Annotated in this window: 10 protein-coding genes and 4 pseudogenes; 1 reads left to right on the forward strand and 13 read right to left on the reverse strand. The window is 71.0% G+C overall.

The genetic code is table 11. The annotated features are described in order from the left end of the window. The 8 genes and pseudogenes from AB0B29_RS04185 to AB0B29_RS04220 all read right to left on the reverse strand — a co-directional run. Positions 1–1,191: pseudogene (locus AB0B29_RS04185) on the reverse strand (2Fe-2S iron-sulfur cluster-binding protein); the annotation flags it as partial. Then, complete coding sequence (locus AB0B29_RS04190; RefSeq protein WP_362233672.1) at positions 1,188–2,081, reverse strand: FAD binding domain-containing protein; 894 nt, start codon at positions 2,079–2,081, stop codon at positions 1,188–1,190. The pseudogene AB0B29_RS04185 and the gene AB0B29_RS04190, both read right to left, overlap by 4 nt. Before the next feature lie 281 nt (positions 2,082–2,362). Then, positions 2,363–3,985, reverse strand: coding sequence for a beta-N-acetylhexosaminidase (locus tag AB0B29_RS04195; RefSeq protein WP_362233675.1), 1,623 nt, complete (start codon positions 3,983–3,985; stop codon positions 2,363–2,365). A 1-nt stretch (position 3,986) separates the two neighbouring features. After that, positions 3,987–4,761 (reverse strand): annotated as a pseudogene (locus tag AB0B29_RS04200) (carbohydrate ABC transporter permease). 27 nt (positions 4,762–4,788) lie between these two features. Continuing rightward, positions 4,789–5,049: pseudogene (locus AB0B29_RS04205) on the reverse strand (sugar ABC transporter permease); the annotation flags it as partial. A 169-nt stretch (positions 5,050–5,218) separates the two neighbouring features. Further along, a pseudogene (locus tag AB0B29_RS04210) lies at positions 5,219–6,135 on the reverse strand (extracellular solute-binding protein). Between the two features lie 211 nt (positions 6,136–6,346). Further along, entirely contained in the window at positions 6,347–6,622 is a 276-nt protein-coding gene (locus AB0B29_RS04215; protein WP_053669953.1) for a DUF3039 domain-containing protein, read from the reverse strand. Positions 6,623–6,651: 29 nt separating this feature from the next. Continuing rightward, positions 6,652–7,224, reverse strand: a complete 573-nt coding sequence (locus AB0B29_RS04220; protein ID WP_362233677.1) for a YqgE/AlgH family protein — start codon at positions 7,222–7,224, stop codon at positions 6,652–6,654. A 253-nt stretch (positions 7,225–7,477) separates the two neighbouring features. Between AB0B29_RS04220 and murA the strand changes: the two genes are divergently transcribed. After that, positions 7,478–8,818: a UDP-N-acetylglucosamine 1-carboxyvinyltransferase gene (gene murA, locus AB0B29_RS04225; RefSeq protein WP_362233679.1), complete on the forward strand. Its 1,341-nt coding sequence runs from the start codon at positions 7,478–7,480 to the stop codon at positions 8,816–8,818. A 158-nt stretch (positions 8,819–8,976) separates the two neighbouring features. On the opposite strand, the gene AB0B29_RS04230 is transcribed toward murA, so the two are convergent. The 5 genes from AB0B29_RS04230 to AB0B29_RS04250 all read right to left on the reverse strand — a co-directional run bounded on the left by AB0B29_RS04230 (position 8,977) and on the right by AB0B29_RS04250 (position 15,174). Next, complete coding sequence (locus AB0B29_RS04230) at positions 8,977–9,258, reverse strand: HU family DNA-binding protein (RefSeq protein ID WP_003950507.1); 282 nt, start codon at positions 9,256–9,258, stop codon at positions 8,977–8,979. Between the two features lie 330 nt (positions 9,259–9,588). Next, positions 9,589–11,022 carry an NAD-dependent malic enzyme gene (locus AB0B29_RS04235; protein WP_362233683.1) on the reverse strand — a complete coding sequence of 478 codons (1,434 nt, stop codon included), beginning with the start codon at positions 11,020–11,022 and terminating at the stop codon, positions 9,589–9,591. A 373-nt stretch (positions 11,023–11,395) separates the two neighbouring features. After that, positions 11,396–13,693 (reverse strand): HelD family protein, encoded by a 2,298-nt coding sequence (locus AB0B29_RS04240; RefSeq protein ID WP_362233686.1) that lies wholly within the window; start codon positions 13,691–13,693, stop codon positions 11,396–11,398. A gap of 126 nt (positions 13,694–13,819) precedes the next feature. After that, positions 13,820–14,653, reverse strand: coding sequence for an anti-sigma factor family protein (locus tag AB0B29_RS04245; RefSeq protein ID WP_362233689.1), 834 nt, complete (start codon positions 14,651–14,653; stop codon positions 13,820–13,822). Continuing rightward, positions 14,653–15,174 (reverse strand): sigma-70 family RNA polymerase sigma factor, encoded by a 522-nt coding sequence (locus tag AB0B29_RS04250; protein WP_010039908.1) that lies wholly within the window; start codon positions 15,172–15,174, stop codon positions 14,653–14,655. The genes AB0B29_RS04245 and AB0B29_RS04250 overlap by 1 nt, the downstream gene beginning before the upstream one ends. Positions 15,175–15,451: the final 277 nt, after the last annotated feature.

Genomic DNA, 15,451 nt, shown 5'->3' on the forward strand with positions numbered 1-15,451 from the left:
CGCCTGTTCGGGCCCCTGCTGGGCGAACGGGGACGGAGCCGTCGGGTGACCGGCCTCCCCGGGTCCCGCCGGTGCGTAGTCCGACGGCTGAGGCGCGTGAGGCGTGCCGGGCGGCGTCTGTGGCGCGTGACCGAACTCCCCGCCGTGCGCGGGGCCGGTGTCCTCGTGGACTCCCGGCGCGTGCACGTCCTGTGGGTGCCGGGGCGCCGACCCGTCCGGGCCCGTCTGCTGCTCCGGCGCGTATCCGGAGGCCGGTCCCGCGTCGGACCGCTGCGCGTGAGTCTGCGCGTGCGCCTGACCCTGGTCGTGCGCGTGACCCTGGTCCTGCGCGTGACCCTGGCCCTGGTCCTGCGCGTGGCCCTGATCGTGCGGGCGGTCCTCATCGTGCGCGTGGCGCTGTTCGTGGGCGTGGCCCTGGGCGTGCCCGTGCTCGTGGGGATGGCCCGGGTGGGCCGCCTCCTGCCCCGCCGTGTCCTGCGGAGCCTGTGGGTCCTGCTGCCCCCACGGCCGGCCCGCGGCCTGGGTCGCCCAGGGTGCGGGCGCGCCACCGGGCAGCGTGGCCGGCGGAGTGCCGCCCCACTGCTCGACCAGCGAGGAAGTGGTGAATTCGCCCGACTCGTCCGGAAGATCACCCCCGGCGACGGGGATGGACCACTGCCCGGTCACGTCATGGCCGGGCGCGGCCTCGGCCGCACCCGCGACCTCCTCGAAGTTCCACTGGCCGGTCACCGGCGGGTTGTACGTGAAGCGGTCGTCCCCGCCGTACTGCGGCGCCGTCGCGCCGGAGCCGTAGGGGGTCCCCGGGTCGTACGGCGCTTCGTGGCCGCCGTAGGGCTGCTCGGGCACGTCGTGGCCCTGCTGCTGGTGCACGCCGTGCTCGTGACCGTGCTGTGGGTGCGCGGCGTTCGGGTCGTGCCACTGGGTCCCGTCGACCGGCGCGCCGGGCACCGGCCACGCGCCCGTGGCCGCCGGGTCGGTGCCGGCCGTCGTCGCGGGGTTGACCGTTATCTGCGGCGGTACGTAGCCGTGGCCGGGGGCGGCCAGCGGACTGTCGGCGGCCAGCAGGGCGTCGACGCCCCCCTCGGGCAGTTCGACGAAGGCGGTGGCGCCGTCGTCGTACTCGCCCTGGGGCAGCGGGTCCCAACGGCTCCCGCCCCGGGGCGTGCCCTCTCCGTGCTGGTCGTCGGTCACGACAGCGCCCTCCCCAGTGCTCGTCGGGCCAGCGCGGCGACGGTGCGCCGCAGGTGCAGTACGGCGGGCGGAAGCGGTGCGACCGAGCCGTCCTCGGCCGGCGCCGCGTCGGGGATGCAGGCCGCGGCGACGTACTCCCCGAAGGCGGTCAGCGCCTCCGGGACGAGCGCGCGGTTGTTGTCCCAGTCGATGAGGCCGGCCACCCACTGCTCGGCCTCCAGGGGCCGCAGCGCCATCGGCGCTATGGCGCCCACCGCGCAGCGCACTCCCCGGCGCGCCGGGTCCAGGACCAGGGCCACGGACGCCACCGCGCGCCCCGGGCCGGTCCGGCCGGTCGCCTTCAGGAAGACCTGCGGGGCGTGCAGCAGCGGCACGCGCACGAAGCCGATGAGTTCACCGGCGCGCAGCATGTCCATCCCGGCCAGCAGGTGCGAGACGGGGATCTCCCGGCGGGCTCCGCCCGGGCCCGCGATGATCAGGGTCGCCTCCAGGGCGGCCAGCACCGGCAGCGCGTCACCGGTGGGGGCGGCCGAGGCGATGTTGCCACCCAGGGTGCCCGCGTTGCGGATGTGCGGCGGGCCGGCGGCGCGGGCGGCGGCGGCGAGCGCCGGGATCAGGGCCGCGAAGTCGGGGCGGCCCATGCGCGCGTGCGTGAGGCCCGCGCCGAGCAGTGCGTGACCGTCCAGGTACTGCCAGCCGCGGATCTCGCTGATCCGGCCGAGTCCCACCAGGGCGGCGGGCCTGAGCTGCCCGGAGTTGACGGCGGCCATCAGGTCGGTGCCGCCCGCGACGGGCACGGCGGCGGGCACGGCGGTGAGCGCCGCGACGGCCTCGTCCAGCGTCGTGGGCAGCGTGACGGCCTGCGCCGCCTGCGGTGCGTGCGTGGTCAAACCGGCTGCCCCTTCCCGCTGCCCCACCTGGTCCCACCTGTGCTGCCGTACGGTACGTGCTGACAGGGCGGACGTGGCAACTCTGGCACATCTTGGCGAGAGCCGAAGACACGGGTCCGCTAGGAGGCATTCGCCCATCTCACCGGCGAGATGGTCCGTTTTCGCATGGGTTCGCCAATGCGTGCCGATTGGCACTTTCGGTGACCCTTGTGCGCTTTTTCCGTGGCCTGTTCGAGCTGTTCGGTCGGGGGCGGCCGGCGCTACCGGCTGGGTAGCCGGCGCTACCGGCTGGGCGGCGGGCCGTCAATGGGGCGGCCCAGGACCCCGGGACGCCGCTGCCAGGGCAGCGGGCCCGTCGGAGGCCGGTAGGCGACGCCCAGGGCGTCGAGCCGCCGGTAGTGGGCGGTCATACGGCGCTGGAACCCGGCGAAATCCCGTTCCGCCGGGGCGGGCAGGGCGCTCCAGGCGACTTCGGCGAAGGCCGCGAGGCGGGGGAAGGCCTGGTAGTCCACGCGTGCCTGGTCCTCCATCACCTCGGTCCACAGGTTGGCCTGCGTACCCAGCACGTGCCGGGCCTCCTCGGGCGTCAACTCCGGCGGAACGGGCTCGAACCGGTAGACGTCCTCGAGGGTGCGCACCCACCCGATCGGTACCGGCTCCTCGGGGCCCGGGTCCTGACGGTGGTCCAGGTACACCTGCTGCTCGGGGCACATGACCACGTCGTGGCCGGCCCGGGCGGCGGCGATGCCCCCGGCGTAACCGCGCCAGGACGACACGGCCGCGCCCCTCGCCAGACCGCCCTCCAGGATCTCGTCCCAGCCGATCAGCCGCCGCCCGCGCGCGGCGAGCCAGGTGTCGAAATGGCCGATGAACCAGGACTGGAGCTCGTCCTCGTCCGCGAGCCCGAGTTCCCTGATGCGCGCCTGGGCCGTCTCCGAGCGGCGCCACTGCTCCTTGGGGCATTCGTCGCCGCCGACGTGCACGAACTCCGAGGGGAACAACCTCAGCACTTCCTCGAAGACGCCCTCGTAGAAGCGCAGCGTGTTGTCCGTGGGGGCGAGTACGTTCGGGTTGATTCCCCAGGTGTCCCAGACGGAGAGGGCGGTGGTGTCGATGACGTCGGTGTTGCCGAGTTCCGCGTATGCGGCGATGGCTGCCTGCGAGTGGCCGGGTACGTCGATTTCGGGGACGACGGTGATATGCCGCTCGGCGGCGTAGGCGACGATCTCCCGGATGTCGTCCTGGGTGTAGTAGCCGCCGTGCGGCTTGTCCTCCCACAACGGCGAGGCGCGGTGGCCGGTTTTCGTGCGGGCGCGCCAGGAGCCGATCTCGGTCAGCCGCGGATGCCGCTCGATCTCGATGCGCCAGCCCTGGTCGTCCGTCAGATGGAAGTGGAAGACGTTGAGTTTGTGCGCCGCCATCAGATCGAGGTGTCGCAGCACGCCTTCCTTGGGCGTGAAGTGCCGGGCGACGTCGAGCATCACGCCGCGCCACCGGAATCGGGGGGCGTCCTCGATCCTGAGATACGGCACGCTCCAGACGCGGCCGCGATCGAGCGGTGCCCTGCGGTAGGCGTCCGGACCGAGCAGCTGCCGCAGGGTCTGGGCGCCCCAGAAGACACCGGCCGCGCTGCCGCCTTCGACGAGGACGCCCGAGCGGTCGCTGACGAGGCGGTACTCCTCGGGGCCGAGGGCGGGGTCGAGTCGCAGCCCGATGCCTCCCTCGGCCTCGTCGGGCTCCCGGCCCTCGCGCAGCGGCAGGCCGGTGGCCTGCCGAAGTGCGGCGCCCAGCCAGTGGCCGACGCCTTCCGTCGCGGGGTCGGCACAGAGGCGGGAGTGCCGTGTCAGCCGCACCTCGCCGGCACCGGCGACGACGCTGTGGGGCGCGGGGATCAGTTCGGTCACGTCAGTCCTTCACCGCTCCGCCCGGTCCGGAGACCAGGCGCCGCTGTACGAGTACGAAGAAGACCAGGACCGGGATCGTCATGGCCGTGGAGGCGGCCATGACTCCGCCCCAGTCCGGGTCGTCGGGCTTGTAGAAGACGAGCAGGGCCATCGGCAGCGTCGACTGCGAGGTGTCGCTGATGATGAACGACTTGGCGAACAGGAAGTCGTTCCAGGCGGAGATGAACGAGAACACGCTGGTGGCCACGAGACCCGGCAGGACGAGCGGGAAAAGGATCTGCCAGAGGAATCGCTGCCCTGCTCGCCCCGTCGATGTACGCGGCCTCCTCGAGCGCCTCTGGAACGGCTTTCACGAACCCCCGCAGCATCCAGATCGCGAAGGGCAGTGAGAAGGCGATGTGGGGCAGGATCAGCGAGCCCAGCGTGTTCAGCTGACCGGCGTCCCGCATGAGGAAGGAGAGGGGGATGCTCAGGGCTTCCACGGGCACCGTCTGGGCCACCAGAAACATGATCAGAAGGGTGGTCCGGAGGCGGAAGCGGAATCGTGTGACGGCGGTCGCGGCGAGAAACGCGATCAGCCCGCAGGCGATCACGACACAGCCCGCGACGACAAGGCTGTTGAGGAAGTAGCGGCCGAATTCCTGCTGCCCGAAGACGCGCCGGAAGGAATCCCGGGAGGGCGCGAGCGTCCAGGGCCGGGGTTCGCTCGACTCGATCTCCCCGGCCGGTTTGAGGGCGCTGAGCACCATGATCGGCCGGAGGATCGGCGCGAGCACGGAGCGCCGGACGCGCCACTGCGAGGCGCCGTCCAGACAGGCGGCCTCCAGCACTTCGGCGGGTACGGCGCGGATCCCCGCGTGGACGGTCACCCTCACGAACGGGAAGGAGCACCACACCACTTCGAGCAGCACCAGGAAGAAGGCGCCGAGGCGGCCGTAGGTCCACGCGTGGTCGCCGAGGCCCAGCATCCGGTTGACCGGGCCGAAGTCGGGGTCGAAGAGGAACAGCCACACCGTGGAGCCGGTGACGGCCGGGGTCGCCCACGCGCCGAGGGCGGCCAGCATCAGGGCGAGCCGCGGCGACGCTGACCTGCGCCCGGGTGTACCGGAAGAAGGAGATCAGGCCGAGCAAGAGGACCGGGTTCCCGTGCGGGGGCGGGGCGCCCCTCGGCCGAGTCACACGCCCCTCCGTTCGCGGCGGCACCCACCCTTTCCACACGGTCGTCCACCCGGCTCACCCGGCGGAGCCGAACGCGTCGTTCATCTTGTTCGCGGCATCGCCGGAGGCCTTCGTGACGTCCTTCTTGCCGCTGATGACCTCCTGGAACATCGTGGGCAGGCCGAGGGAGGAGTCGATCCGGGCCCAGGCGGGTGAGGCGGGGACGAACCTGGTTCCGGCGGAGAGGGTCCGCACGAAGGGCTTCACGAAGGGCTCCTTGGCCGCGGCTCGCGTGCGGACGTCCGTGAAGGTCGGCAGGAAGCCCATCGCGTCGAAGAGTTCGCCCTGCGTCTTCTTCGAGGCGAGCTGCTCCATCAGCCGCACGGCGAGCGTGCGGTGCGAGGTGCTCTTCAGGACGCCGATGTTGTTGCCGCCCGCGGCACGTATCTTCCGTGCGGTGGAGGCGAGTTCGTCCATCGTCCTCAGGGCGGACAGGCCGAGCTCCTCGAACACGTCCGTGCGGTAGTACAGGGCGCGGACGCCGACGTAGAACGGGGCGCCGTAGAGCCTGCCGTCACCGACTGTTTCGCCGTCGGGTCGGTGTCCTTGGCCTCGCTCCAGTCGCCGAACTCCTTCGTGACGTCGAGGAGTCCGCCGTCCTTCACATGGCCGGCCGTGTCGGTGTTGCCGTACTCCATCACGTCGGGCGCGGAGCCGGGGTCGTTGAAGGCCGCCTTGACGCGCTGGGCGCGGGTCTCGACCGGGATGTACTCGACCTCCGCACCCCGGTGGGCTTTCTCGAACCCGGCGACGACCGAGTCGACGACCTTCTCCTTGGGGGCGTTGCCGACCTCCTGGAAGAGCCACACACGCAGTGTGCCGGTCTTCTCGTCCTTGTCGGAGGAGGAGTTCGTGGAGGTCTGGGGCGCGCAGGCGGTGGCCAGGAGAGCGGCGAGGGCGGTGTGCCCGGCACAACGGACGGACAGCTTCATGAAGTGATCCTCCGAAGGGGCGTTGCAACATGCGCAATGAAGGTTTCGCTGTGTACAACACACCGGAGGCTAGGGACTTCATGGACACGCCCACAAGAGGTCTCCACCACTCTGTGACCGGCAGACGCACCCTGCGCAACGCCCGGACAGCACGAAGGCCCCCAGGGCGCGCGAAACGCACCCTGGGGGCCTCACGCCCCGCGGGCCGGGCCTACTGGTCGCCCTTGCCCTCGTCCCCTGAGCTCATGGACTCGTAGATCTCCTTGCACATGGGACACACGGGGTACTTCTTCGGGTCGCGGCCCGGTACCCAGACCTTGCCGCACAGCGCCACGACGGGGGTGCCGTCGAGGGCACTCGCCATGATCTTGTCCTTCTGGACGTAATGGGCGAAGCGCTCGTGGTCACCGTCGCCGTGCGAGGTCTGCGGCGTCGGCTCAACGAGGGTCCCCGTACCAGTCCCGCGCTCGGGCTCGAGAGTGCTCATAGGGCCAAGGGTACTGAAGCTCACACGCATCAGTTGAGCGAAGGGTCGTCCGGGTACGTCGCCACCATCGCCAGCTCGCTGCGCTGGCGGCGCAGCACCTCGCGCCAGAGCCGCTCGGGAGACGGGCACGAGACGTCGCCGGGCTCCGACTCGACCACGTACCAGGCGCCGTCCGCCAGCTCGTCCTCCAGCTGGCCCGGCCCCCAGCCGGCGTACCCGGCGAAGATGCGCAGCGAGCCGAGGGCCGAGGCCAGCAGCTCCGGCGGGGCCTCCAGATCGACCAGGCCGATCGCGCCGTGCACCCGGCGCCAGCCCAGCGGGGCGGCCTCACCGGAGACGCCGCCGGGCACGACCGCGACCCCGAGGGCGGAGTCCAGCGACACCGGGCCGCCCTGGAACACGACACCCGGCTCCACGGCGAGATCCCGCCAGCCCTCCAGGATGTCCCCCACGTCCACCGGGGTGGGGCGGTTGAGGACGACACCGAGCGAGCCCTCCTCGTCGTGGTCGAGGAGCAGCACCACCGCACGGTCGAAGTTCGGGTCCGCCAGGGCGGGGGTGGCCACGAGCAACCGCCCTGTGAGCGAGGACACCTCGGTCATGGCAGACATGATCCCGCATTCTCCGCGCGCGTGGGGAGGCAATCCGGCATGGGGAGGGGGCCGCAGCTCAGGGCGCGCCGAAGCGTTCCACGCGCACGAAACCGGCGGTGACCCCATGTGCCCGGCAGGGAACGGTTCGTGTTGTGACAGAGCGGTGACGTGGCTGGGTCTCACTCAGGCTTACAGAAGGGGGGTGGTGGGCGATTACCCTTTCCCTTCTGGCCCCTGCCCGACTCCATGGAACGCGAGATTCATGACCGTCAACGACGATGTCCTGCTTGTCCACGGCGGAACCCCGCTGGAGGGCGAGATCCGTGTCCGCGGTGCGAAGAACCTCGTACCGAAGGCCATGGTCGCAGCGCTGCTGGGCAGCGCTCCGAGCCGGCTGCGCAACGTTCCTGACATCCGCGACGTCCGCGTCGTGCGGGGTCTGCTGCAGCTGCACGGTGTGACGGTCCGTCCGGGTGACGAGCCCGGCGAACTGGTGATGGATCCGACGCGCGTGGAGAGCGCGAACGTCGCCGACATCGATGCCCACGCCGGTTCGAGCCGGATCCCGATCCTGTTCTGCGGGCCTCTGCTGCACCGCCTCGGCCACGCGTTCATCCCCGGCCTCGGCGGCTGCGACATCGGCGGCCGTCCCATCGACTTCCACTTCGAGGTGCTGCGGCAGTTCGGCGCGAAGATCGAGAAGCGGGCGGACGGTCAGTACCTGGAGGCGCCCCGGCGGCTGCGCGGTACGAAGATCGCCCTGCCGTACCCGTCCGTCGGTGCGACCGAGCAGGTGCTGCTGACGGCCGTCCTCGCGGAGGGCGTCACGGAGCTGTCCAACGCGGCCGTCGAGCCGGAGATCGAGGACCTCATCTGCGTGCTGCAGAAGATGGGCGCGATCATCGCGATGGACACCGACCGGACGATCCGCATCACGGGTGTGGACCAGCTCGGCGGTTACAACCACCGTGCTCTCCCGGACCGCCTGGAGGCCGCGTCCTGGGCGTCGGCGGCGCTGGCGACCGAGGGCGACATCTACGTCCGCGGCGCGCAGCAGCGCTCGATGATGACGTTCCTGAACACCTACCGGAAGGTGGGCGGTGCCTTCGAGATCGACGACGAGGGCATCCGCTTCTGGCACCCCGGCGGCCAGCTGAAGTCCATCGCGCTGGAGACGGACGTGCACCCCGGTTTCCAGACGGACTGGCAGCAGCCGCTGGTCGTGGCCCTGACCCAGGCCACGGGCCTGTCGATCATCCACGAGACGGTCTACGAGTCGCGCCTCGGCTTCACGTCCGCGCTGAACCAGATGGGCGCGCACATCCAGCTCTACCGCGAGTGCCTGGGCGGTTCGAACTGCCGCTTCGGCCAGCGCAACTTCCTGCACTCGGCCGTCGTCTCGGGCCCGACCAAGCTGCAGGGCGCGGACCTGGTCATCCCCGACCTCCGCGGCGGCTTCTCGTACCTGATCGCGGCCCTCGCGGCCCAGGGCACGTCCCGCGTCCACGGCATCGGCCTGATCAACCGCGGCTACGAGAACTTCATGGAGAAGCTCGTGGAGCTCGGCGCGAAGGTGGAACTGCCGGGCAAGGCGCTCGGGTAGTACCGCACCGCACACGCCGAGGGGCGGCCACCTGGAATCAGGTGGCCGCCCCTCGGCGTTTCACGCGGCTCTGCGTGGCGCGCCCCGAAGGGGCGCGGGGAACTGCGCGACCGGCCACAGGCGGTCCGCAGTTGCCCACGGCGCACGCAACGGGCCGCTTACTTACCCTTGGCCGCTTCCTTGAGCTTCGAGCCCGCGGAGACCTTCACGCTGTAACCGGCGGGGATCTGGATGGGCTCGCCGGTCTGCGGGTTGCGGGCGGTGCGAGCGGCACGGTGGGTGCGCTCGAAGGTCAGGAAGCCGGGGATGGTGACCTTCTCGTCGCCCTTGGAGACGATGTCGCCGACGACCTCGGCGAACGCGGCCAGCACGGCGTCGGCGTCCTTGCGAGTCACCTCGGCGCGGTCGGCCAGCGCGGCCACCAGCTCACTGCGGTTCATGTTCTTACTCCCGTGTTCATCTTGCCGTTGAGGCGTCAGATCGAAGCCGATGCTGCCAGGGTCCTCGATGAGTCCCCGGACCCGGGTCCGTCGTCAGACCCTCGCGCCCAGGGACGCATCCTGCCCCTACCTGCGGCGGGAAAGCCAATCCGGCACCCGCAGGAGTCGTGAGAACACCCTTGGGGAGTCACACGAAAAGAGGGCCTGAGCCTGGCGCCACGATAGCTGCGCTGCTGACAGGGGTCTTGCGACGCGCCGGGTTCCCGGCGGCCGTGGGGTTACTCACAGTCCGGGGACCGGGCCCCGTGGGGGCCCGGTCCGGCCTCGGCCTCAGACGCCGGACGGGCTGCCCACCGTCGCTCCGGCCGCCTTCGCGGCCTCCCGCACGGCACCGGCGACCGCGCCCGCGACCTTGTCGTTGAAGACGCTCGGAATGATGTAGTTCGGGTTCAGCTCGTCCTCGGTCACCACGTCCGCGAGGGCAGTCGCGGCGGCCAGCATCATCTCGGTGTTGACCGTGCGGGACTGCGCGTCCAGCAGACCGCGGAAGACACCCGGGAAGACCAGCACGTTGTTGATCTGGTTCGGGAAGTCCGAGCGGCCGGTGGCGACAACGGCCGCGGTCTGGCGGGCGATTGCCGGGTCGACCTCGGGGTCGGGGTTCGCAAGCGCGAACACGATGGCGCCCTCGGCCATGGCGGCCACGTCGTCGCCGTCGAGGACGTTCGGGGCGGAGACGCCGATGAAGACGTCAGCGCCGCGCACGGCCTCCTTGAGGGTGCCGGTGAGGCTCTCGGGGTTGGTGTTGTCGGCGATCCAGCGCAGCGCCGAGTCGGGGGCGGCGTCCACCAGGTCCTCGCGGCCCGCGTGCACGACACCGTGGATGTCGGCGACGACGGCGTTCTTGACGCCCGCGGCGAGCAGCAGCTTCAGGATGGCCGTTCCGGCGGCGCCGGCGCCGGACATGACGACGCGGATGTTCTCCATGGCCTTGCCGGTGACGCGCAGCGCGTTCGTCAGGGCGGCGAGGACGACGATCGCGGTGCCGTGCTGGTCGTCGTGGAAGACGGGGATGTCGAGGGCCTCGCGCAGCCGGGCCTCGATCTCGAAGCAGCGCGGGGCGGAGATGTCCTCGAGGTTGATGCCCGCGAAGCCCGGGGCGATCGCCTTGACGATCTCGACGATCGCGTCGGTGTCCTGGGTGTCGAGGCAGATCGGCCAGGCGTCGATGCCGGCGAAGCGCTTGAAGAGGGCCGCCTTGCCCTCCATGACGGGCAGCGCGGCCTTGGGGCCGATGTTGCCCAGGCCCAGCACGGCGGAGCCGTCCGTCACGACCGCAACGGAGTTGCGCTTGATGGTGAGGCGGCGGGCGTCCTCGGGGTTCTCGGCGATCGCCATGCACACCCGGGCCACGCCCGGGGTGTAGACCATGGACAGGTCGTCACGGTTGCGGATGGGGTGCTTGGACGCCATCTCGATCTTGCCGCCGAGGTGCATGAGGAAGGTCCGGTCCGAGACCTTGCCCAGGGTGACGCCCTCGATGCCGCGGAGTTCCTCGACGATCTCGTCCGCGTGCGCGGTCGACGACGCCGCGATGGTGACGTCGATGCGGAGCTTCTCGTGACCGGAAGCGGTGACGTCGAGGCCGGTCACCGAGCCTCCGGAGGACTCCACGGCGGTGGTGAGCTGCGAGACGGCGGTTCCGCTCGCGGGCACCTCCAGCCGGACCGTCATCGAGTAGGAGACGCTGGGCGCCGTTGCCATGGCCGACTTCCTCTGCTTTCACCTGAGCCTGAGTTGTGCCGTCCGATCGTCGCACCTACCGCTGAGTAGCAGGTAGCCGCCCTCGATTGCGAACGTTTTGTTCGCGGAATGCACGCGGAAACGGCTAGGCAAGGGGGCGCAAGGGCCAGGAGAGGGCCAGCAAAAGAGACCCACGTCACGTGGACGTGGGTCTCTTCTCAAGTAGGTGGCACCGACCCGCCATGCTCGCCTCGCGGCAAGTGGTCGCTCGTAGCGACGAAGGTTGGGCCCGGGGGCTTGGATCGAGCCGGTGCCACGTCCAGGCTAACAAACAGATCCCGTAAGGCCATTCCCGTACCGGTAGTTCATTTCGCCGGTAAGTGGGTATCGGGCCTCAGTCCCTGAGCAGATCCGGGACTCCCGCCGCGTCGGGCTCGTCCCGGTCGGCCGAGACGACCGTGAGCTGCTGGGTGGCCCGGGTCAGCGCGACATAGAGGACACGCAGTCCGGCCGGGGACTCGTCGGCGATCTCCGCCGGGGAGACCACCACCGTCGCGTCGTACTCCAGGCCCTTGGCCTCCAGGCTGCCGAGGGCCACGACCCGGTCGCCGAGACCGGCGAGCCAGCGGCGGGCCTCCTCGCGGCGCTGCATGGCGACGACCACGCCGACCGTGCCGTCGACGCGCTCCAGCAGCCGGGCCGCCTCGTCGCGGACGGTGGCGGCCAGGGTGTCCTCGACGACCGTGAAGCGGGGTTCGACGCCGGTGGAGCGGACCGCCTTCGGCGACACGGAGCCGGGCATGGCGAGGGCGAGGACCTTGGAGGCCAGCTCGGCGATCTCGGCCGGGTTGCGGTAGTTCACCGTGAGCTCGAAGCGGCGGCGGGGGCGGGTGCCGAGGGCCTCGTCACGGGCCTCGGCGGCCTCGTCCGGGTCGGACCAGGAGGACTGCGCCGGGTCCCCGACGACCGTCCAGGTGGCGTGCCGGCCGCGGCGGCCGATCATGCGCCACTGCATCGGGGTGACGTCCTGCGCCTCGTCGACGATGACGTGGGCGTACTCGACACGCTCCTGGGCGAGGCGTTCGGCGCGCTCGCGCTGCGACTCCTCGCGGACCGGCATCAGCTCCTCCAGGCCGGTGAGCTGGTCGAGCGGATCGAGTTCGCGCTTGCGGCGGGGGCGGGCCGGGGCGCCGAGGACGGCCTGCAGCTCGTCGAGCAGGGCGATGTCGTGCACCGTGCGGCCCTCGCGCCTGAGCGAGCGGGCGACCTTGCGGACCTCGCCGGGGTTGAGGATCCGCCGGGCCCAGCGGCCGAGGCGCCGTTCGTCGGCCATGGCGTCCAGGACGGCCGCCGGGGTCAGCTCCGGCCACCAGGCGTCGAGGAAGGCGATGAAGGCGTCCTCGGAGGTGATGTCCTCGTCGAAGGAGGAGCGCAGCTCGGCCGCGAGTTCGGGGTCGGTGTGCCGGCCGGCCGCGCCGGACTGCTCCCACAGGGCGTCCAGGAGGAGCTTGCGGGCGCGTGGGCGCAGCAGGTTCACGGGGGCGGTGCCGCCGAGGGCGGAGCGGCGGATGCCGTCCAGTTCCCGGGCCTCCAGCTCCAGGCGGCGTCCGAAGGCGACCACGCGCAGCCGGGCCGGCGGATCGTTCAGCTCCAGGGCGCCGCGCGCGGCCTTCCGCAGCACCTTGAGCATGCGGGAGGAGCCCTTGGCGCGGGCCACGGACGGGGAGTCGTAGAGCGTGGCCTCGCTGCCCTCGACCAGGGAGCCGATGGCGCGGATGGCGACCTGGCCCTCCTCGCCGAGGGAGGGCAGCACGCCCTCGGTGTAGGCGACGAGCAGCGGGGTGGGCGAGACGATCAGGATGCCGCCCGCGTAGCGGCGCCGGTCCTGGTAGAGGAGGTAGGCGGCGCGGTGCAGGGCGACGGCGGTCTTGCCGGTGCCCGGGCCGCCCTCGACGTACGTCACGGAGGCCGCGGGGGCGCGGATGACCAGGTCCTGCTCGGCCTGGATGGAGGCGACGATGTCGCGCATGGTGTGGCTGCGGGCCTGGCCGAGCGCGGCCATCAGGGCGCCGTCGCCGATGACGGGCAGTTCGTCGCCGTCGAGGTACGCCGTCAGCTCGGGGCGCATCAGGTCGTCCTCGACGCCCAGCACCTGGCGGCCCTTGGAGCGGATGACGCGGCGCCGGACGACACGGCCGGGGTCGACCGGGGTGGAGCGGTAGAAGGGGGCGGCGGCCGGGGCCCGCCAGTCGATGACGAGCGGCGCGTAGTCGGCGTCGAGGACGCCGATGCGGCCGATGTGCAGGGTTTCGGCGATGTCGGCGGTGTCGTCGGGGCGTACGGCGCCCTCCGCCGGCTCGATCGCGGTGTACGCCCCGTCAGGGCCCTTCTTGCCGTCCTTGCCGGTCAGCAGGTCGATACGGCCGAAGAGGAAGTCCTCGAACTCGTTGTTCAGCCGACTGAGGTGGATGCCCGCGCGGAAGACCTGGGCGTCCCGCTCGGCGAGTGCGCCGGGGGTGCCGACCTGCCCGCGCCGGGCCGCGTCCTGCATGAGGAACTCCGCCTCGTGGATCTTCTCCTCGAGGCGCCGGTACACCCGGTCCAGGTGTTCCTGTTCGACGTGGATCTCCCGGTCACGAACCGAGTCGTGCACCGAACCGACCGCGCCTTGTCTGTGAGCCTGAGCGGCCACCGGGCCCCCTTCTGACGTGCTGGGCAGCCGTCAACCGTACGCGAAGGGGACCCCTGGAAGCTACGGGCCGGCGGGCAGGCGCGGGACCTGTTGCCCCGATGGCACCCGCCAAGCCGCCGAACGGCCCTAGGCGTCGACCTCGACCAGCCGCTTGCCGTCGAAGGTGACGACCTCGAAGTGGTCGATCTCGTTCGGCTCGAAGGCGGCGCCGCCCTGGACGTACAGGGGTTCCTTGGCCTTGTCGGACTTGGCGTCCGGGAGGCCGTAGCCCCACTCCGGGACGGACCAGGAGGACAGGGTCTCGCGCTCGCCGTTCTTGCCGACCGCGACGAGGGCGCACTTGAGCGGGCCCTTGACGTTCTTCAGCTCGGTGACCACGCCCGTCCCCCAGTCCTTCTTCTGGAGAGCGACCGTCGCGGTGACCTTGGTGGTCGGGTCGGTGGCCGAGATCTTGTCGGAGATGCCCTCGAAGGCGGCCTTCGCGGGGCTCGCCGCGAGCGGGCGGTTCTCGGCGCCGCTGCCGCCGTCGCCGCCGCCGTTCGTCGCGACCGCGACGAAGGGGCCGCCGATGATCAGCGCACCGGCCGCGGCCACCATGTAGAAGCTGCGGCGGCGCTTCTGGGCGCGGCGGTCGGCGACCTCGTCGACCAGCTTCTCCACCAGGCGCGGCCGGGGCTTCGCGGACAGCGACTCGCCGATCGCGGGTGTGCTGCCGGAATTGGGCAGGTCGGCGAGGGCGGCGAGCATCGGCTCCATGCCGGCCAGTTCGTCGAGCTGCTGGGCGCACCATTCGCAGGTCGCGAGGTGGGCTTCAAAAGCGGTTGCCTCGGCGTCGTCGAGGATGCCGAGGGCGTAGGCGCCGACGGTCTCGTGCTCGTTCGGCACCGGAGATTCCTGCATGGGACCAGACATACCCATGCCTCCCGTACCGAACCCCTGGTTACCCCCGTAAACACTCATCACGCCGTCACCCCCCGCTCCTCCAGTGCCAGCTTCATCGAACGCAGGGCGTAGAACACCCTGGAGCGGACGGTGCCGCTGGGTATGCCCAGGGTCTCGGCCGCCTCATTGACGGTACGCCCCTTGAAGTACGTCTCGACGAGCACCTCCCGGTGGGCGGGGGTCAGGTCGTCGAGTGCGTCCGAGAGAGTCATCAGCCACAGCGCCTTGTCGATCTCGTCCTCCGCGGGGATGACCTCCAGCGGCGACGGGTCGACCTCCTGCGGCCGGGCCTGCCGGCTGCGGTGGCCGTCGATGACGATGCGCCGGGCGACCGTCACCAGCCAGGGGCGTACCGATCCGGTCGCCCTGTTGAGCTGACCGGCGTTCTTCCAGGCACGGATGAGCGTCTCCTGCACGACGTCCTCGGCGCGCTGCCGGTCTCCGGCGACCAGGCGCAGGACGTATGCCAGCAGGGGTCCGGCGTGTTCGCGATAGAGCGCACGCATCAGCTCCTCATCGGGTTCCGAGGGCTGGGACATGCGATGTCGGGCCCTCGGTGCACGTTCATTGGCCACGACGGAATCCTTGCGCACGCCCACCTCCGGTGTCCGGGGGTTCCCCCAGTCGGTCGCTCCCCATGCCGTACGGAAACGAGCGGTTGGGCGTTCAAAGAGACCCGGCAGTTTTCTTCGAGATGACGTGACGAGCGGGACATGGGGTCACATTCCCACCCCGCGTTCTTTACATTTCCGCCACATCGGCCAGATCAAGCCAGGCCTTCCCTACGGTGGCGTAGGTAAACGGCATGTAACCGAA

The organism is Streptomyces tibetensis (genome assembly GCF_040647715.1).
In the GTDB taxonomy this organism is placed as follows: Bacteria; Actinomycetota; Actinomycetes; order Streptomycetales; family Streptomycetaceae; genus Streptomyces; species Streptomyces tibetensis_A.

What these genes read in the sequence shown, in the direction of transcription:
- AB0B29_RS04215 (WP_053669953.1), bottom strand. Translation starts at nt 6,622, where the DNA reads ATGAGCACTCTCGAGCCCGAGCGCGGGACTGGTACGGGGACCCTCGTT.
- AB0B29_RS04220 (WP_362233677.1), bottom strand. Translation starts at nt 7,224, where the DNA reads ATGACCGAGGTGTCCTCGCTCACAGGGCGGTTGCTCGTGGCCACCCCC.
- murA (WP_362233679.1), top strand. Translation starts at nt 7,478, where the DNA reads ATGACCGTCAACGACGATGTCCTGCTTGTCCACGGCGGAACCCCGCTG.
- AB0B29_RS04230 (WP_003950507.1), bottom strand. Translation starts at nt 9,258, where the DNA reads ATGAACCGCAGTGAGCTGGTGGCCGCGCTGGCCGACCGCGCCGAGGTG.
- AB0B29_RS04235 (WP_362233683.1), bottom strand. Translation starts at nt 11,022, where the DNA reads ATGGCAACGGCGCCCAGCGTCTCCTACTCGATGACGGTCCGGCTGGAG.
- AB0B29_RS04245 (WP_362233689.1), bottom strand. Translation starts at nt 14,653, where the DNA reads ATGAGTGTTTACGGGGGTAACCAGGGGTTCGGTACGGGAGGCATGGGT.
- AB0B29_RS04250 (WP_010039908.1), bottom strand. Translation starts at nt 15,174, where the DNA reads ATGTCCCAGCCCTCGGAACCCGATGAGGAGCTGATGCGTGCGCTCTAT.